Source organism: Ruegeria sp. J8, from assembly GCF_056531925.1.
This window is the reverse complement of the sequence record NZ_JBQFMR010000002.1, coordinates 81824-101184: the sequence shown is the minus strand read 5'-3', so window position 1 is coordinate 101184 and position 19361 is coordinate 81824. Positions and strand designations below refer to the sequence as shown.

The 19361-nt window shown below is 59.6% G+C and carries 14 protein-coding genes; 9 read left to right on the top strand and 5 right to left on the bottom strand.

Annotation, left to right across the window (positions count from 1 at the left end; all coding sequences use genetic code 11):
- The first annotated feature begins 19 nt into the window (after nt 1-19).
- From ACR0L1_RS03950 to ntrX, 3 genes are all read left to right on the top strand, one after another.
- A complete protein-coding gene (locus tag ACR0L1_RS03950) occupies nt 20-1387 on the top strand; it encodes a response regulator (RefSeq protein ID WP_170774324.1) in 1368 nt (455 codons plus the stop codon).
- A 99-nt stretch (nt 1388-1486) separates the two neighbouring features.
- Nucleotides 1487-3775, top strand: a complete 2289-nt coding sequence (locus tag ACR0L1_RS03945) for a sensor histidine kinase NtrY-like (RefSeq protein WP_480857260.1) — start codon at nt 1487-1489, stop codon at nt 3773-3775.
- Nucleotides 3772-5181, top strand: a complete 1410-nt coding sequence (ntrX, locus tag ACR0L1_RS03940) for a nitrogen assimilation response regulator NtrX (RefSeq protein ID WP_170782496.1) — start codon at nt 3772-3774, stop codon at nt 5179-5181. The genes ACR0L1_RS03945 and ntrX overlap by 4 nt, the downstream gene beginning before the upstream one ends.
- Before the next feature lie 12 nt (nt 5182-5193).
- Here ntrX and ACR0L1_RS03935 read toward each other — a convergent pair whose 3' ends face one another.
- Entirely contained in the window at nt 5194-5673 is a 480-nt protein-coding gene (locus tag ACR0L1_RS03935) for a hypothetical protein (protein WP_480857258.1), read from the bottom strand.
- Nucleotides 5674-5769: 96 nt separating this feature from the next.
- Between ACR0L1_RS03935 and trkA the strand changes: the two genes are divergently transcribed.
- From trkA to hflX, 4 genes are all read left to right on the top strand, one after another.
- Complete coding sequence (gene trkA, locus ACR0L1_RS03930; RefSeq protein ID WP_170788679.1) at nt 5770-7146, top strand: Trk system potassium transporter TrkA; 1377 nt, start codon at nt 5770-5772, stop codon at nt 7144-7146.
- Nucleotides 7146-8684 (top strand): TrkH family potassium uptake protein, encoded by a 1539-nt coding sequence (locus tag ACR0L1_RS03925; RefSeq protein ID WP_170788678.1) that lies wholly within the window; start codon nt 7146-7148, stop codon nt 8682-8684. Before trkA ends, ACR0L1_RS03925 begins: the two co-directional genes overlap by 1 nt.
- A 126-nt stretch (nt 8685-8810) precedes the next feature.
- On the top strand, nt 8811-9050 hold the full coding sequence (hfq, locus tag ACR0L1_RS03920) for an RNA chaperone Hfq (RefSeq protein WP_005982826.1): 240 nt from the start codon (nt 8811-8813) through the stop codon (nt 9048-9050).
- Nucleotides 9050-10321, top strand: coding sequence for a GTPase HflX (gene hflX, locus ACR0L1_RS03915; RefSeq protein WP_480502466.1), 1272 nt, complete (start codon nt 9050-9052; stop codon nt 10319-10321). Before hfq ends, hflX begins: the two co-directional genes overlap by 1 nt.
- Before the next feature lie 3 nt (nt 10322-10324).
- Here hflX and ACR0L1_RS03910 read toward each other — a convergent pair whose 3' ends face one another.
- The 4 genes from ACR0L1_RS03910 to hemB form a co-directional block, all read right to left on the bottom strand.
- Nucleotides 10325-10720: a nuclear transport factor 2 family protein gene (locus tag ACR0L1_RS03910; RefSeq protein WP_170774310.1), complete on the bottom strand. Its 396-nt coding sequence runs from the start codon at nt 10718-10720 to the stop codon at nt 10325-10327.
- A 108-nt stretch (nt 10721-10828) separates the two neighbouring features.
- Nucleotides 10829-13291, bottom strand: coding sequence for a penicillin acylase family protein (locus ACR0L1_RS03905; protein WP_480857255.1), 2463 nt, complete (start codon nt 13289-13291; stop codon nt 10829-10831).
- Nucleotides 13292-13464: 173 nt separating this feature from the next.
- On the bottom strand, nt 13465-14037 hold the full coding sequence (locus ACR0L1_RS03900) for a lipid-binding SYLF domain-containing protein (RefSeq protein WP_170774306.1): 573 nt from the start codon (nt 14035-14037) through the stop codon (nt 13465-13467).
- A gap of 140 nt (nt 14038-14177) precedes the next feature.
- Entirely contained in the window at nt 14178-15176 is a 999-nt protein-coding gene (hemB, locus tag ACR0L1_RS03895) for a porphobilinogen synthase (protein WP_480857253.1), read from the bottom strand.
- Between the two features lie 108 nt (nt 15177-15284).
- Here hemB and ACR0L1_RS03890 point away from each other — a divergent pair, with 108 nt between their 5' ends.
- Both ACR0L1_RS03890 and mfd read left to right on the top strand, forming a co-directional pair.
- Nucleotides 15285-15809 carry a component of SufBCD complex gene (locus tag ACR0L1_RS03890; protein WP_170774303.1) on the top strand — a complete coding sequence of 175 codons (525 nt, stop codon included), beginning with the start codon at nt 15285-15287 and terminating at the stop codon, nt 15807-15809.
- Nucleotides 15810-15830: 21 nt separating this feature from the next.
- Nucleotides 15831-19289 carry a transcription-repair coupling factor gene (mfd, locus tag ACR0L1_RS03885; RefSeq protein ID WP_480857251.1) on the top strand — a complete coding sequence of 1153 codons (3459 nt, stop codon included), beginning with the start codon at nt 15831-15833 and terminating at the stop codon, nt 19287-19289.
- Nucleotides 19290-19361 lie beyond the last annotated feature (72 nt).

Here is a 19361-nt window from a genome sequence, read left to right as displayed (position 1 = left end):
AGCTTAAGGAGAGCACCCAATGGATGGAACAGTACTGGTCGCAGATGACGACCGCACGATCCGCACCGTTTTGACACAGGCCCTGACGCGGGCGGGGTGCAAGGTGCACGCGACCTCTTCGTTGACCACGCTGATGCGCTGGGTTGGCGAAGGGAAAGGCGATGTGGTGATCTCAGATGTCGTTATGCCGGATGGCAATGGCCTGGAGATGCTGCCCAAGATCGCGCAGGACCGACCCGGCCTGCCTGTCATCGTGATCTCGGCCCAGAACACGATCATGACGGCGATTCAGGCGGCCGAGGCCGATGCCTATGATTATCTGCCCAAGCCGTTTGACCTGCCTGATCTGATGAAACGGACCGCGCGGGCGCTGGAGCAGAAACAGCGCGTGCAAACCGACGCCAGCGAACCGGCGCAGGACCGCCCAGAAGAACTGCCCCTAGTCGGGCGGACCCCGGTGATGCAGGCGCTGTACCGGTTGGTCGCACGGGTGATGAACACTGATCTTTCGGTGATGATATCTGGTGAAAGTGGAACAGGCAAATCATTGATTGCACGGGCTATTCATGATTTCTCGGACCGTCGCACACTGCCCTTTGTCACGGCGACAGCCGCTGATTTGCGCGATCTGGAAGGTCCTGCACGGGTGATGGCGCGGGTTCGAGGTGGGACGTTGCTGATCGACGAGATTGCCGATATCGAGGACGAACTGCAGGCTCGCATCGTCCGCATGATGGACACGCCCGGCGACCACGTCCCACGCTTTATGGCCACCAGCCAGTCGGACCTGACCGACGCGATGGAGAGCGGGCGCGTGCGTCAGGACCTGTATTACCGTCTGTGCGGCGCGACAATCCACGTGCCTGCGCTGCGCGAACGTGTGGATGACATCACCCTTTTGGCCGACCACTTTCTGGCGCGGGAAGAGCGCGAACACGGCACCAAACGCTGGCTCAGCCCGGATGCGGTAGAGCTGGTGCGGCGCTATTCGTGGCCGGGAAATGTGCGACAGTTGGAAAACGCGATCCGCCGCCTCAGCCTGACCAGCCGCGCCGATGAAATCTCGAAATCCGAGGTCGAGGCGGTTCTGGGCAGCCAGCCCGAAGCCGAACCTGTTCTGGGCGATGGTGAGCGCGAGAAACTGTCGACTTCGGTCGCGCGTCACTTGCGGCGGTATTTCGACTTGCACGGCAATATTCTGCCGCCGCCGGGCCTGTATCAACGCATCCTGCGCGAGGTAGAGGCCCCTCTGATCGAGTTGGCCCTGGATGCAACCGGCGGAAATCAGGCAAAATGTGCTGATCTTCTGGGGATTAACCGGAATACGCTGCGGAAAAAGATCACAGACCTCGATATTCAGGTGACACGCCGCCGCAAACTGATGTAATATCGCCACACAAAGCGTGGCATTCGGGTTTAACCCCGACAAGGACCACGAAATATGGCGGTTTGCCGTGAAAACGGCGCATCAGGATGAGGGCAGACGGTGGCATCCCGAGCACAGAGCGGGCTGATCCTATCGATTAATCGGTGGCGGAAATCCCGAAAGCTGCGCAATATTAGCACCTTGGGTCTGGTTCTTCTGGGCCCGGTTCTGGCGTTGGTGACCTATCTGGTCATCGGTCCCTTTGACTTGGGCACAACCGCGCCGTCGCTGCGCCTGATTCTGCTGGCCGATCTGGTCTATGTGCTGGTGGTTGCTGCGCTGGTTCTCAGCCAATTGGGCAGTTTGATCGCCGCGCGCCGGGCGAAATCGGCCGGATCGCGTCTGCACCTGCGTCTGATTGGTGCCTTTACCCTGCTCGCACTGGTGCCGACAGTGACGGTGGCGATTTTCGCTGGTCTGACGGTGAATATCGGTCTCGAGGGCTGGTTCTCGGACCGGGTGAGGCAGGTTGTTGGCTCATCCCTGACCGCAGCCGAAGCCTATGAGCAGGAGCACCGCGAAGGTTTGCGGCAGGACGCGACGGTTCTGGCGCTGTACCTCAACAATGCGCGCGCGGTGGATTTCTATATCTCGGACGCGGAATTGCGCGCGGTTCTTGCGCAAGGACAATCGCAAATTCAGCGTGGGCTGCGTGAGGCTTATGTCATTGACGGAGCAGGGGAAATAAAGTCGCGCGGTGACCGGTCTTACCTGTTCAACTATGAGGCACCGACGCCCGAGCAGATCGTAGAGGCCTCTGACACAGGCCTTCTGATCATCGACGATTGGCAAAACAGTGAATTCCGGGCGCTCGTGCCGCTACGCGCCTATCTGGACCGGTATCTCTATGTCAGCCGCGAGGTGGATGGTCAGTTGTTGACGCTGCTGGATGACACCAAGGAAACGGTGCAGTTCTATCAACAGCTTGAAAGCGAACGGGGCAGGGTACTGTTCGAATTTGGTCTGCTCTATCTGGGATTTGCAGTCATTTTGATCTTGGCGGCGATGTCGCTGGGTATGTGGTTTGCCGAGCGCCTGTCGCGTCCCGTCGGACGGCTTACTACAGCGGCGCAACGTGTGGGGGCCGGTGATCTGAGCGTTCAAGTCATCGAAGAGGCCAGCGACGACGAGATTGCCATATTGGGACGTTATTTCAACCAGATGACGCGGCAACTTAATGCACAGCGCGACACTCTGCTAGAAAATACCCGCCAGATCGAACGTCGTCGTCGGTTGTTCGATTCGGTGCTCAGTTCGGTCACGTCGGGCGTTGTTGGTGTCGATCCCGATGGGTGCGTTACACTGGTGAACCGTTCGGCGGAACGATTGTTGGACTGGTCGCGCGGGGACGAAACGCTGGCGATTGGCATAGCGGTGCCCGAGTTTCTGCCCTTGTTCGAAAGCCTTAAGGAAAGCGGGCAGGAAGCCGTTCAGGGTGAGGTCAAGGTGACGCGCAAGGGCCGTCTTGAAAACCTGCTGGTGCGGATGGCAACCAGACGGGGTGAGGATGGCGGGCTAGAAGGCTATGTTGTCGCCTTTGATGACGTGACCGATCTGGTTAGCGCGCAGCGGATGGCCGCGTGGGGCGATGTGGCGCGACGCATTGCGCATGAGATCAAGAACCCGCTGACCCCGATCCAACTGAGCGCCGAGCGGATCAAACGCAAATTCTCGCGGAAGCTGGATGAAGAGGATTGCGATAGCCTTGTATCCATGACCGATGTGATCGTACGGCAGACCAATGATCTGCGGCGGATCGTGGACGAATTCTCGAAATTCGCACGGATGCCCGAGCCCGATCGGCGTGAGGAAAACGTTGTCGATCTGGTGCGCGAGGCGGTTTTGTTGCAGCAATCAGGGCAGCCCGATGTCGAGATCACAGCGCAATTGCCAGATGATCCGATTCCAGCTGATCTAGATGCGACGATGTTGAACCAGGCTCTGACGAACCTGATCAAGAATGCCGGGGAAGCCATAGAAACCCTTAAGCAAAAAGGCCCCCCCGAGAACCTGAAGCCACAAATCAAAGTGGACGTAGAACGCGATGACGCGGGTACCGTCATCACCATTGCAGACAACGGCATTGGCTTGCCCGAAGATCGGGCGCGCCTGTTCGAGCCGTATGTGACAACGCGGGACGCCGGGACAGGTTTGGGCCTGCCCATCGTCAAAAAGATTATCGAAGAGCATGGCGGCGCGCTGACTTTAGAAGATGCGCCGGTCTTCGACGGACAGGACCATTTTGGCGCGATGGCCGTGATCCGTTTACCAGCGGGTAATTTTTCCCCGTCTGACGCGCCCCAAAAGCAGGCAATTCAAACAAACAAACTGAAAGCAGGCCAAAGATGAGCGACATTCTGATCGTAGATGACGAACGCGATATTCGCGAACTGGTGTCCGACATTCTGGAGGACGAGGGCTATACGACCCGCTTGGCAGGGAACTCGGATGAGTGCATGGCCCAGATCAACTCGGAACCGCCGGGGCTGTTGATTCTGGATATCTGGCTGAAGGACAGCCGGATGGACGGGATCGATATTTTGAAAGCCGTCAAACGTGACAACCCGGATGTGCCGGTGGTGATTATTTCCGGCCACGGCAACATCGAAATTGCGGTCGCGGCGATCAAGCAGGGGGCTTATGACTTTATCGAAAAACCCTTCAATATTGACCAGTTGATGGTGGTCATCCGCCGCGCAATGGAAACATCGCGTCTACGCCGCGAGAATGCCTCGCTCAAGCGCAAAGAGGTGACAAATTCCGACATGATCGGCAAATCCGCCTCGTTCCGAGCGATGCAGGGGCAGTTGGACAAGGTCACAAAATCGAACGGCCGCGTTATGCTGAGCGGCCCGGCAGGGTCGGGCAAAGAGATCGCGGCGCGCTATATCCACGCGCATTCAAACCGTGCCAACGCGCCCTTCGTGACCGTAAACTGCGCCGGGATCGAACCCGAGCGCGTGGAAGAAGTTCTGTTTGGCCGCGAATCCTCGGACCGGGGGGTGGAATCAGGTCTGTTGGAAGAGGCGCATGGCGGTGTGGTCTATTTCGACGAGGTCGCGGATATGCCGTTGGGCACGCAATCCAAAATCCTGCGCGTGCTGGTCGACCAGCAATTCCAACGTGTCGGCGGGTCGGACAAGGTTCGGGTGGATTTGCGCGTGATCTCATCCACCAACAAGGATCTGGATGCCGAGATTGCCGCTGATCGCTTCCGCGAGGAACTGTATCACCGGCTGAATGTGGTGCCGATCGACGTGCCCTCGCTTGAGGATCGGCGCGAAGATATTCCGGTTTTGGCCCAGCATTTCATCGAGATGTGCAACGAAACGCAGGGCCTGCCGGTTCGCGAGATTTCCGAAGAAGCGGTGGCCTTGCTGCAGACCATGACATGGCCGGGTAATGTGCGTCAGTTGAAAAACCTGATCGAACGGGTGCTGATCCTGGGCGACGGCACGGGGCCGATCGAGGCGAAAGAGCTGCCGACCGAGGATGAAAAGGCCGACGATTCCGGCCGCGTTGTTCTGTCTGGCGCGCTGGCGACCTTGCCGCTGCGCGAAGCCCGCGAGGCGTTCGAGCGGGAATACCTGCTGACCCAGATCAACCGCTTTGGCGGCAATATCAGCCGCACCGCCAGCTTTGTCGGGATGGAGCGCAGCGCGCTGCACCGCAAGCTGAAATCACTGGGTGTGGTGACGTCGAACAAATCGGGCGCAAGGGTGGCGCAACTGGACGAACCGGAGCCGGCGGAATAATCCGCCGGTCCTTCACCCCGTCTGGCCGGGTGTGATGATCTGAAACGATCCGTCGTCGAATTTAACAAAGCAGGACTCGGTTCCGATCGGCGGAAATTGGGTCGTGCGTGCGGGTGGTACACTGGCTTTTATCCGTTGCTTGCATGGTGGCAGGCTGATCGGGCGATACCCTTTGGCCGCCATGCACTGTGCTTCGACACGGTCGCGTAGGCCTTTATTGACGTCCACGGTGTAGATCTGCCCAGGCTGCCACCATCCCGCTGTGCGATAACAATTGCCGCGCCCGTCGCAGCGGGTACGGCCCGGCCAATAGGTGGGGGGGCCTTGACGCACCTGGGTCGCCACCGGAGCGTCATCCAGTGCCTGAACCTGACATTGTGTAGTCTCGGTCTGCACACGCGAAACGCTTGCGCCTTCTTGGTAATACATCGAAAGCGGACCGCATGAGGTCAACGCAAAGACAGGTATCAGGACACGGGCAACTGTTTTCATAGGCTTATCTTGCCCTCGGCAGGCGGAAATGACAATTCGATTGACCGTTTTGGGGCCATCTGTCATTCAATCCTTTCAGGCAGAAGGGCCAGGTATATGAAGGTCATCATTTGCGGGGCCGGTCAGGTTGGCTGGCAGATTGCGCGGCATCTGTCGGGCGAACTGAATGACGTTACAGTGGTTGACAACAACCCGGACCTGGTGCGTCGCGCCACGGAAACACTGGACGTTCAGGGTATTGCCGGCTTTGCCAGCTATCCTGATGTACTTCAGCGCGCGGGCGCCCGTGATGCGGATATGATCATCGCCGCCACCCATTCCGATGAGGTGAACATGGTCACCTGTCAGATGGCGCATTCTGTCTTTTCGATCCAGCGCAAGATTGCCCGATTGCGGTCTAAATCCTATTTACAGGCCATCCATTCCGACCTGTATCGCCGCGATCACTTGCCCATCGACGTGGTCATCAGCCCTGAACGCGAGGTGGCCGCCGCCGCCATGCGCCGCCTTTCGGCCCCGTCGGCCTTTGATACCGAGATGTTCATGGACGGGCAGGCGCAGCTTTTGGGCATCCGCATTGACGAGGATTGCCCGATCGTAAACACGCCCCTACGTCAGTTGACCGATCTGTTCTCGACCCTCAGCTCGATCGTGGTTGGGGTGCGGCGCGAGGGGACTCTGTTTGCCCCGGAGTCCGAGGACCAGCTATTCGTTGGTGACGAATGCTATGTCTTTGCCAACGTAAAAGACGTCGACCGCACGATGGAGGTTTTCGGCAAGGCGCAAAAGAAACAGGACCGCGTGGTCATCGTGGGCGGCGGCAATGTCGGGCTCGAGGTTGCGAGGACGCTTGAGGAACGCGAAAGCCGGGTGCGCGCCAAGATCATCGAACGCGACCGCAGCTGTGCCGAACTGGCCGCCGAAGCGTTGGAGCGCACGATTGTTCTGAACGGCGATGGCTTGGACTCCGCGCTGTTGCGCGAGGCCGGGATCGAGCGTGCCGACGCTATGCTGGCCGTCACTGACGACGACCGCGCCAACTTGCTGGCCGCCGTGCGGGCCAAGGCCGAGGGCTGTGCGCTGGCGATTGCACTGATCAATGATCCCAGCATGGTGGCCTTGATGGGACCTTTGGGCATTGACGCCTATATCAACCCGCGCGCCACCACTGTCAGCTCGATCCTGCGCCACATCCGCCATGGGCGCGTGCGGCAGGTTTATTCCATCGGCGATGCCGAGGCCGAGGTGATCGAGGCCGAGGTTCTATCGACCTCTCCCATGGCGGGGCAAAAGCTGCGTGACATCGACTTTCCCGAGGGCGTTCTGGTCGGGGCTGTTCGCAAAGGTGATGAGTTGCTGCGCCCCACGGGCAGCCTGCGGATCGAAGAGAAAGACGTGCTGGCGATTTTTGCCATGGCCAAGGACGTGCCTGAGGTCGAGCGCTTGATGCAGGTTTCGATTGATTTCTTCTGATGGAGCGCGCGCGGACACAGCGGATCGGATTGGTGCGGCGCTTGCCGCTGTTTCTGCTGATCTGGGCCATTGCCGCGCTGTCCATGTGGATACCCGCGATTTATGCGCTGGTTCTGGATGATCACGACACCTCGCGCTCGTTCTTCTATTCCGGGTTTCTTGGGCTATTTATTGTGGCCATCATTGCTTTGGCCTCATCGAACCGTGTGCCGCGCAGGGGGACCTTGGGGCAGTTGGCGGTGCTTTTGGCCTGTTTCACCGTTTTGCCCCTCTATTTGGCAATCCCGCTGCATGACGCTTTGGGGAATACCACTTTTCTGAACGCCTATTTCGATATGGTCAGCGCCTTGACCACAACCGGCGCCGACCTGTTTCCCGACCCCGATCGTCTGAACGCGCCTCTGCATTTCTGGCGCGCGCAAGTGGGGTGGATGGGTGGCCTGCTGATGTGGATTTCAGCTGCCGCGATCCTGGCCCCTTTGTCGCTAGGCGGGTTCGAGGTTACTGCGCGTGGCCAACCCGGTCGTCCGGTCTCGGGTGTGGCGCAAAGCGAAAAGGTTGACCCGCGCGGGCGGCTAATCCGGGTCGCGCGGACGCTGACACCGATCTATGCCGGTCTGACGCTTGTGATCTGCCTGCTGCTGTTGATTGCGGGCGAGCAGGGTCTGACGGCGATCTGCCACGCCATGTCTACGATGGCGACCTCGGGGATTTCCCCGGTCGGCGGAATGGAGGGCGCGCAGGCCGGAATCACGGGTGAGGCGATCCTGTTCTTGTTTCTGTTCTTCGCCTTGTCGCGCCTAACCTTTTCGACCGACACCGCAACAACCGGCTATTCGCGCCTGGACAAAGACCCAGAATTTCGCATCGGACTGATGATCGTTGGCGCCGTCGCTGCGCTTTTGTTCGTCCGGGTTTGGCTGGGGGTCAATGAGATCGGCAACCGGTTAGAACCGATGCAGGCGGTCAATGTGATTTGGGGTATGCTCTTTACAGGCTTGTCCTTTTTGACCACGGCAGGGTTTGAAAGCGCGAACTGGAACGATGCGCAGCAACTGTCTGGCCTTGGCACGCCGGGTCTGATCCTGATGGGCATTGCTCTGATCGGCGGCGGGGTCGCGACAACCGCCGGTGGGGTCAAACTGCTGCGCGTGTTTGCGCTCTATCTGAACGGCGCGCGCGAGATTGACCGGCTGATCTATCCATCCTCGGTCAGTGGGGTGGGCGGCGGTAACCGACGTATTCAAAGCGATGGTGCATTCATTGCGTGGATCTTCTTGATGATGTTCGCGTTGACCGCCGCGCTGTTCAATATGTTGCTGGCCGCGATGGGGGCGGGGTTCGAACAGGCGATGGTGCTGACGGTCGCGGCGCTCAGCACCACGGGTCCGCTGATCGAACTGGCAACCGATGTACCTCTGCGCCTGATTGACCTTTCGTCAAACGCGAAGCTGACCATGTGCGCGGCGATGGTAATTGGCAGATTGGAGACTCTGGCCATTATTGCCTTGATTACGCCCACGCTCTGGCGGGACTGAGAATCAACACTCGTGTTAATGATTGATTTTTCATCTGGAAACTCGGTTAACGACACTCCATACTCCGCCAGAGGGAGCGCGTTGGTCCGCAGCGCGTAGCAAGAACAATGGCGAGTTTATAAAAATATGGCTTCGGACAGACAGAATCTGCAGGACGCGTTCCTGAACAATGTACGTAAGGCAAAGGTCCCGGTCACAATTTTCCTGATCAACGGTGTGAAATTGCAAGGTGTGATCACGTGGTTTGATAACTTTTGCGTGTTGTTGCGCCGCGACGGACAGTCGCAGCTGGTTTATAAGCACGCGATCTCGACCATCATGCCATCACAGCCGATCAACCTGTATGAGGGCGAAGACGCCTCTTGATGGAACATGACAGGACGCGCACCCGTGCCTGGGTGCTGCATCCGGAAATCAAGTCAGATGAACAGCGTCGTGTCCCCGAACCGGCGCTGGCAGAGGCGGTTGCACTGGCCGCTGCGTTGCCCGACCTCGACGTGGTCGGCTCTGAAATCGTGCGCCTGCCGCGGGCGCAGGCCGGGTTGTTGTTCGGCAGTGGTAAGATCGAAGAACTGGCCGAGCGGCTACATGACAATGAAATTGAGTTGGTGCTGATCGACGGCCCGGTGACACCCGTTCAGCAACGAAACCTCGAAAAAGCATGGAAGGTCAAAATCCTCGACCGGACCGGACTGATCCTTGAGATTTTCAGCGACCGCGCCCGTACCCGCGAGGGTGTGCTTCAGGTCGAGATGGCCGCGCTCAGCTACCAGCGCACCCGTCTTGTGCGCGCTTGGACCCACCTTGAACGACAGCGCGGCGGATTGGGTTTTGTCGGCGGCCCCGGCGAGACACAGATCGAAGCCGACCGGCGCGCCATTGACGAACAACTTGTACGGTTGCGACGACAGTTGCAGAAGGTGGTCAAGACCCGCACCCTGCACCGTGCGGCCCGTGCCAAGGTGCCGTATCCGATTGTGGCGTTGGTGGGTTATACCAACGCGGGCAAGTCCACTCTGTTCAACCGTCTGACCGGGGCCGAGGTGATGGCCAAGGACATGTTGTTCGCCACGCTTGACCCGACCATGCGCCGGGTAGAACTGCCCGACGGCCCCGAGGTGATCCTGTCGGACACGGTGGGCTTTATCTCGAACCTGCCGACCGAGCTGGTTGCGGCTTTCCGCGCCACGCTCGAGGAAGTGTTGGGCGCGGATATCGTCGTGCATGTGCGCGACATCAGCCATGAAGAGACTGACGAACAGGCCCGCGATGTCGAAACGATCCTGACCTCGCTGGGTGTGGATGACGCGCGCCCTCGGCTTGAGGTCTGGAACAAGATCGACCTGTTGACCGCCGACAATCGCGAAGCCGCCATAGCCCGCGCCGAGCGTGATCCTGCGGTTTTTGCCATCTCGGCGGTGACTGGCGACGGGGTTGACGCGCTGCTGACCGAGATCGCCACCAAGCTGCAAGGCGTCCGTCACGAGATCACCCTGACGCTCAGCTTTGCCGAGGGCGACAAACGCGCGTGGCTGTTCCGTCAGGACGTCGTGCGGTCCGAGGAGCAGACTGAGGATGGCTTTCAGATCACCGTCTTGTGGACGGACAAACAGGCGGCGCAGTTCGCCGCCCTCTAGGTGTTATGCCCCGTCGATCTGCCGCTGGTAATCGTCAGCATCGAACCAGCCTAGCGAGGATTTGACCTTGTTATCCGCGGTCAGTTCCCATTCTTCCCAGCCTCGGGCAACGACGTGGTTGCCGGTCTGTGCATGGTGCCCTTCAAGGGTCCAAACAAAGATGGCGTGGCTCCCCGCCCAACGCAGCATGTCGCAGCGCACTTCAAGATCCGGGAAGTCGGCATAGAACCCGCGTGCCATCTCGGCCACCGCAGCGCGACCGACAATGGGCTCGCCCCGATTGATGATGATTTGCCCGTCGGGTGCATAGAAACTTGCAACGGCGTCCGGGTCGCCTGAACTCCACGCGATTGCATAGTCGCGCGCAAGATTGTTCATCGTATCTCTAATACTGGCCATCAATTCCCCCCGGTCTCAAATCGTTTCGTCTTGAGATCGTAAGCCAGAACAAGGGTCTGCGTCCACGAAACCTTGGTTTCAGGGCAATGTCTTGCCTAAAACCCGGTGTCAGCGCGGGGTCAGGTGGGTCACGCCGACCGCCGCCGCACGCGCCAGATCAAGGTCCAGCGACATCGGGATGTATTCCCCGCGCCGCCAGAGTTGCGCCTGATCGTCATAGTAGCGCGACAGGAAATGGCCCGACTGACCTGTGGCCGTGATAAAGACCGAGCTGTCAGGGTCGGCGAAATCATAGACGCCCCGATACCCCGCGCCATGTACGTTCTGGAATGGGTCCGGCCCTTCGCCCGAGGTGCGCCCCCGCAGCAAAGTATTGTCGCCGCCGCTGGTGGATTGACGGATATTTACGAAGAACCGCAGAACCGGAACCGAGCCCAGAACCGGGTGATCATGGGTGGCCTGATGTGCATCGCCCCAACGCAGAGATTCCAGCGCGCCACCGTATTTCTCGGAAATCCAGATCAGCGCATCGTCCAGCGCCAGTCGCGCCATGTCAGTGCAGGTTTCGACCGGTGCGCTTTGACGGACGTCACACCAAACTGACGCGCCGTCGATGTCGCGGTAGACGCGCTCGATGAACAGCGGCTCGACATGTTTGTATTCCGCGGCTAGCGGGCCCAGCTCGTCCGAGATCAGGCGGATTTGTAGCGCCCGCAACCAAGCGGCATAAATCAGCGGTTCGGGCAGGTGCTCGTTCATCTCGCCGTTCCATTCGGCCAGCAGACCAAGCGCGATCTGGCGCTGGCGTTCGGGCGTGCCTTCGGGTGCAGAGGCACCGGTGAACCACAGGTCCGCACCGATCAGCGGCAGAAGCGAGCGGGCTGTGAAACTGACCGTGTCTAGCTGCGCCTCGATAAAGCTGTCGCGGGTGTGCACTTCGCGCGATTGCATCAAACGCTGCCAGCGGTGAATGCGCTGTGTGTCGCCCCATTCGTATGATACATGTTCGGGAAAGGGACGGTCGATGATCTTGTTGTTGGTATTGCCCAAAATGCCGCCCGCCGGGGCCACAAATTCGGGGTTGTCGGCATAGGGCAGGCGACCTTGCCAGCGGTTCTCGTTCAGCCAGCCGGGCGTCGGGATACGGCCCCGGCTTTGGTTGCGCAGGGCGCGGCGTGGCATGGCCCCGATCAGTTTCATCCCGATGGTGGTCCGATCGACCAGCGACAGGTTTTGTGACGGAGCGATATAGCCCTCGGCTGCTTCGATCCCTTGACGCACGCTGTCGGCATTCATCAGGGCCAATGCGGCGGACATGGAGGTGTCCTGCGCACTCAGCGCGGTCCACGACAATGAAGTCACGTGACCGGGTGGAGTGATCGTTTCCAGATCATAGTGGCTGCCGGGCAGCACAGGCCCGTTCTCGGTCCAGCGCAGGGTCAGGGTGATCGGGGCTTCGTCCTTGATCTCGATGATCGAGGGGCGCGCGCGGAAGGCTTTGAACCCGTCCGGTGTTTCGTATTCCTCGGGGTTGTCGGGGTTGAGCCGTTCGATATGCACATCCTGATCGTCCAGATAGGACGAGGTCAGTCCCCATCCCAGCCGATCACTGCGCCCGGCCATGACCGCAGGCACACCAGGGATTGTCGCGCCGATCACGCCGCCTTTGGCCAGCTCCAACCGCGCCAGATACCAGACGCCGGGTGCGGTGAAACCCAGATGCGGGTCATTGGCCAACAGCGTGCCGCCAATAGCCGAGCGTGAGGGGGCAGCTGTCCACGCGTTAGACGCGCCTGCAAGGCCGCGCTTGGGGAAAGGTGACAGCGGGCTATCGGGCATCGGCGTGCCATGGGCATAGCGCGGAAGGCCGGGAAAGAGCGTGGCATATTCCGGCAGAGCCGCGATCCCGGCACCGGGTACATTGGGCAGGATATCGGCCAACCGAGCCGAGTCGTTCAGCATAAGCGAAGTGCGCGCTCGCAGCACCTCGTCCTCAAGGTGGCCGGACAGTTGCAGCGCCATCAGCTTGATGACGGCAAGGCTGTCTCCGGGCTGCCAAGGCGAAACGGGGGCGTTGAACAGAAACATCTCGGGCGCGCCGCGGCCAAGGGCCATTTCGTTGATCTCGTCCAAACGCGCATTCACGCCCGCCGCATAGGCCCGCAAGGCGGCTTTGGTATAGTCGTCCTGTACCTGAAACGAGCGATGCGCCAGACCGTACAGGTCCAACCGGCGCAGCAGCTTGTCGATATTGACCGTGCGTGCACCGAAGACCTCGGACAGGCGACCTTGGGCGGTGCGGCGCATGACGGTCATCTGCCACAAACGATCCTGCGCGTGGGCGTAGCCCAGCCCAAAGAACACATCCGGGTCGGATTGACCCAGAACATGGGGTACATTTGCGGTGTCTCGTACGATTTCGACAGGAGCGGTCACGCCCCGCGCGGCGACGGTCTGGTTATACTCGGGCAGGGATTGGCTGGCCAAGAAATAAACCAGAAGCACAGCCCCCAGCGTCAACATGACAAGGGCCGAGGTGATACGCACCAACCAGCGAAAAACTATACCCATCTGCGGTCCATGATCCGTTGCGTCAAACCTTGCCCGCAGAGTAAAGGAAGGCTGTACCAACCGAAAGAGGAACGCCACGAAATATGCAGGTTTAACTCTGCTTTAGAAACGCGAAACCCCGCCACAACCGTTGGGCCATGACGGGCACTTAGCGAGGGGGTGGTATTTCAGCTTTACGGAATGATCCGCGTATATTTTGTGCCTTCGACGGTCGCCCCGATTTGCAGACCCGCTTGACCAAACACAGCCGCCAGAACAGGCGAGCGCAGTGTCGTCGTGTCGGTCGAAAGGCTGTCACCCTGATCGCTGACCACGTAGCCGATGTCGGCTCCGGCGGTCCAACCGCTGGCGCGGCGGAAGTCGTTCAGCGCATCTTGTGTCATGAAGAACAGAACATGCGCATACTGCTGGGCGCCGATCTGTAAGCCGGCGGTGCCTTTGACGGCTGAGTAGTAGTCTACTGTTGCCCCGTTGATGCGCAGCGCGCCACGCCCAAAACCGCCGCCGAAGACAAAACCTGCTTCGGTGATCAGTGGCATGACTAGCATACCATTAGCCTTGTTGGCGATCTCAACAGTGTTGGGATAGCTCGCATACATTTCGGTCAACGTCGCATCGACGCGAGCGTCGATCGTTGCCGCATTGGAATTGCCGACGCCATTACCACAGGCGGCGGTCACGGTCAGACCGGCCATGCCAAGCGCAAAGCCACGACGGTTCAGTCGGGGAAGGTTGGAACTGCTCATATGTTTTCTCTGTATAACTGCCTGATTTGCCGGGTGATCCCGATCTTATGTGCAAGACTACGCCGATTGCGGCGTCCTGTCACGGGAAAGCTGCCGCCGCACTCATCACAATCGGCGAAAAACCGCGTCACACTGGAATTTTATCCTTGCAAGAGGCGTGCGACCGTGGGCGCGAAATAGGTCAGGATGCCGTCACAGCCCGCGCGCTTGAAGGCCAGCAGGCTTTCCAGCATCACCTTTTCTCCATCGATCCAACCGTTTTGCGCCGCCGCTTGAACCATCGCGTATTCGCCTGACACCTGATAGGCATAAGTGGGCGCGCCAAAGGCGTCCTTCACACGGCGACAGATATCCAGATAGGGCATCCCGGGTTTGATCATCACCATGTCTGCGCCCTCGGTCAGATCACGCTCGATCAATCGCAAAGCCTCGTTCGAGTTGGCGGGATCCATTTGATAAGTTTTCTTGTCTCCGGTCAGCGCACCCGATGCGCCCACGGCATCGCGGAACGGCCCGTAAAAAGCGCTGGCATATTTCGCGGCATAACTGAGGATCATCACGTTGTGATGCCCGGCGTTTTCCAAAGCACGGCGCATTTCCCCGATGCGTCCGTCCATCATGTCCGATGGTCCGATGATATCAGCCCCGGCCTCGGCCTGCGCCAGCGTCATTTTGACCAGTGCCTCGACGGTCTGATCGTTCACAATCTCGCCATCCACGACGTATCCGTCGTGACCGTTGATGTTGTAAGGGTCCAGCGCGACGTCCGTCATAACCGCGATATCAGGGGCGGCGGACTTGATGGCCCGGATCGCCCGGTTCGACAGATTGTCGGGGTTCCACGCCTCGGCGCAATCTTCCGTTTTCAAGCTTGGGTCGGTATAGGGAAAGATGCAAATCGCCGGAATCCCCAATGCTTGAGCCTCAACAGCGGCTTGTGCGATCATATCGACCGAGCGGCGGACGACACCGGGCATCGAAGGCACGGGTTCTTCCACGCCTTCCCCATCGCGCACAAACACCGGCCAGATCAGATCATCGGTCGACAGGCTGTTCTCGCGCACCAGCCCGCGGACGGCTTCAGACTGGCGGGCCCGGCGAAAGCGCGTCAGGGGATAAGGGGCGATGGTCGGTTTCATGTCGCGCTCTCCTTGAATATTCGTGCATTGGGTGGCATGAATTCGGCGTAGTCTCAAGGGTAACGATCGACGCGGGTCCCTCAGGACAGTGAATTGAAGGGCTGACGCGTGGACTTATTTTCTTCGATTTTCGAAATTATCGATATGCGCAGCTTTTCGAACCTGTGGTATTGGATCGGGCTGGCCGTTTTGTGGTCGACCGCCAGCCATTGGTCGATGGGTGTGCCGTTTGATCTGGTTCAGCGCGCCCGCCGGATCGGGGGGCAGAGCGAGCAGGATCTGCTGGACATCGTCCGGATCAACCGCAATCGGCTGCTTTATATTGTCGAGGTGTCGGGACTTGCGCTGCTGGGGCTAAGTTGTTTTTTCTTCACCGGGCTGGCCATGCTGGGCTTTGTCTATGGCGTGGAATTTGCGCAGGCGGTGTTTTTACTGATGTTTCCACTGGTGTTGGTAACGCTCATCAATATCTCGGCCGCGCGCAAGTTGAGCCGGGTTGAACCTGAATTGGCCTTTGTGGCGAAAACCCTCACGCGGTGCAGGATCTATACGCAGATCGTGGGGATGATTTCGATCTTGATTACCTCGCTTTGGGGTATGTATCAGAACTTTTCCATCGGCGTTCTGGGATAGAGAATTCGGAAAGGTTAGGCGATGAAGGCTCCGAACCATGTCACGGTTGGCGGCGCCCCCGAAGGGTTTGACGCACAGCTTGTCCTGAACGAGATCGCCCGGTCCGGCGGGCCGGTGTGTCATGTGGCGCGCGACGACAAACGGCTTGAGGCGATGCGAGCAGCCCTTGCCTTTTTTGCGCCGGATATGCCGGTCTTTGTGTTTCCCGGCTGGGATTGTCTGCCCTATGACCGGGTCTCGCCCAACGCAGATATCGCAGCCGCGCGCGTGGCGACGTTGGCGGCGTTGGTGCATCAGATGCCCGATCGGTTTGTGCTGCTGACCTCGTTGAACGCGGCCACCCAGCGGGTGCCCGCGCGCGAGGTTCTGCGCGAGGCCGCGTTTACCGCCCGCGTCGATCACCGCGTGGATGAGGCCGCGCTGCGCAACTTCCTTGTCCGCATGGGTTTCACCCAAAGCCCCACGGTAATGGAACCCGGCGACTATGCCATTCGCGGCGGCATCATCGACATCTTCCCTCCGGGCGAATCCGGCCCCGTGCGGCTGGACCTGTTCGGAGACGTTCTGGACGGCGCACGCCGGTTTGATCCCGTCTCGCAGCGCACCACCGAAAAGCTGGACGTAGTAGAATTGGCTCCGGTGTCCGAGGTCATTCTGGACGATGCCGCCATCACGCGCTTCCGCCAGAACTATCGTATCGAGTTCGGCGCGGCGGGCACCGATGACCCTCTGTACGAGGCGGTCAGCGCAGGGCGCAAGCATCAGGGCATTGAACACTGGCTGCCCTTCTTTCACGAAAAGCTGGAAACGCTGTTCGATTACCTTCCCGACGCAACGATCACCGTGGATGATCAGGTCACACCCGCGCGTCTGGCGCGGTGGGATACGATTGCTGATCAGTATGAGACCCGGCGTTTGGCGCTGGAAAACCGGTCCCGAATGGATACGGTTTATAAGCCGACCCCGCCTGGATTGCTCTATCTGGATGATGCCGCATGGGAGCAAGCGGTCGGTGATCGTCGGGTGCTGCAATTCAGCCCGCTGCCGCAGGCCAGTGGGCCGGGAGTGATCGACGCGGGCGGGCGGATCGGGCGTAACTTTGCGCCTGAGCGGCAGCAGGAAAGCATCAGCCTGTTTGGCGCTCTGGCCGCGCACATCACCGACAAGATGGCCCAAGGCCCGGTGCTGATCGCCTCCTATTCCGAAGGCGCGCGCGAACGTCTGACCGGGTTGATCAAAGACGAAGGTTTGGCCGAGGCGATCCCCGTTACCGACGGCACCCGCGTCGGCAAACGGGGCCTGCATCTGGCCGTCTGGGCGCTGGAGCATGGGTTTGAAACCCCCGACTTGACCGTTATCGCTGAACAGGACGTGCTGGGCGACCGCCTGATCCGCCAGCCAAAGAAGCGCCGCAAGGCCGAAAATTTCCTGACTGAGACTCAATCCCTGACCCCCGGTGATCTCGTGGTGCATGTGGATCACGGCATCGGCCGCTATCAGGGGATGGAGGTCGTCACCGCCGCTGGTGCTGCCCATGAGTGCTTGCTGCTGGAATACGCCGAACAGTCCAAGCTGTACCTGCCGGTCGAAAACATCGAACTACTGTCGAAATACGGCCATGACGAAGGTCTGCTGGATCGTCTGGGCGGCGGCGCATGGCAGGCCAAAAAGGCCAAGCTGAAAGAGCGCATCCGCGAGATGGCGGACAAGCTAATCCGTATCGCAGCCGAACGCGCATTGCGAAAGGCTCCTGTGATGGATCCGCCGCCTCACGCATGGGAAGAGTTCAGCGCTCGTTTTCCCTATCAAGAGACAGGCGACCAACTGCGCGCGATTTCCGAGGTGATGGAAGACATGCATTCCGGCGCGCCGATGGATCGCCTGATCTGTGGCGATGTGGGTTTCGGCAAGACCGAGGTCGCAATGCGCGCCGCCTTTGTCGCCGCCATGTCAGGCGTTCAGGTCGCGGTGATCGCGCCGACAACGCTGCTGGCCCGACAGCACGCGGCCTCGTTTAAAGAACGATTTCGGGGTTTCCCGCTTGAAGTGCGGCAACTCTCTCGTTTCGTTTCAGCGAAAGAAGCGCAGCAAACCCGCGACGGGCTGGCACGCGGCACCGTGGATATCGTGATCGGTACTCACGCATTGCTGGCCAAAGGTATTCGGTTCAACAATCTGGGCCTGCTGATCATTGACGAAGAGCAACATTTCGGCGTCGGCCACAAAGAGCGCTTGAAACAGCTGCGCAGCGACATCCACGTCCTGACCCTGACAGCCACGCCGATCCCGCGGACATTGCAACTTTCCCTCACAGGCGTGCGCGACCTGTCGATCATTGGCACGCCGCCCATCGACCGTCTAGCCATCCGCACCTATGTCAGTGAGTTCGACGCGGTCACCATCCGCGAGGCCTTGCTGAGAGAACACTATCGCGGCGGGCAGAGTTTCTACGTGGTTCCGCGTATCTCGGACTTGCCTGAGATCGAAGAGTTCCTAAAGGAACAACTGCCGGAACTGACCTATGTGGTCGCCCACGGTCAGATGGCGGCAGGTGAGCTTGATGATCGGATGAACGCCTTTTACGATGGCAAATACGATGTGTTGCTGGCTACGACGATTGTGGAAAGCGGGCTTGATATTCCTACCGCGAACACGATGGTCGTACACCGCGCCGATATGTTCGGCCTGGCGCAGCTCTACCAAATCCGAGGCCGGGTGGGACGTTCAAAAAACCGCGCCTACGCCTACCTGACCACCAAGCCTCGTGCCCGCCTGACAGCCACAGCCGAGAAACGTCTGCGGGTTCTGGGCTCGTTGGACACGCTGGGCGCCGGGTTCACGCTGGCCTCTCAGGATCTGGATATTCGCGGCGCGGGCAATCTGCTGGGCGAAGAACAATCCGGCCAGATGCGCGACGTGGGCTACGAGCTTTATCAGTCGATGCTGGAAGAGGCGATTGCCAAGATCAAAGCGGGCGAGATGGAAGGGCTGTCGGATGCCGATGATCAATGGGCGCCGCAGATCAATCTGGGTGTCCCGGTTCTGATTCCCGACGACTACGTACCCGATCTAGACGTGCGTCTGGGCCTTTATCGCCGTTTGTCCTCGCTGTCGACCAAGGTCGAGTTGGAAGGCTTCGCCGCCGAACTGATCGACCGGTTCGGCAAATTGCCGAAAGAGGTAAACACCTTGATGCTGGTCGTTCGCATCAAAGCCATGTGCAAACGCGCAGGTATCGCCAAGCTGGATGGGGGCCCAAAGGGTGCTACCATTCAGTTCCACAACGACAAATTCGCGTCTCCGCAAGGGCTGGTCGAGTTCATCCAAAACCAACGTGGCATGGCTAAGGTCAAAGACAACAAGATTGTGGTGCGGCGGGACTGGAAGAATGACGGTGACAAGATCAAGGGGGCGTTTGCGATTGCCCGAGATCTGGCCGAGAAAGTCATCGCCCAGAACAAGAAGTCCAAAACCAGTTGAAACCGGTGGAAGGGGGCGCTGCCCCCGCTGCGCGTGTTGCGCGTCCCCCCGGATATTTAAGGCCAGATGAAC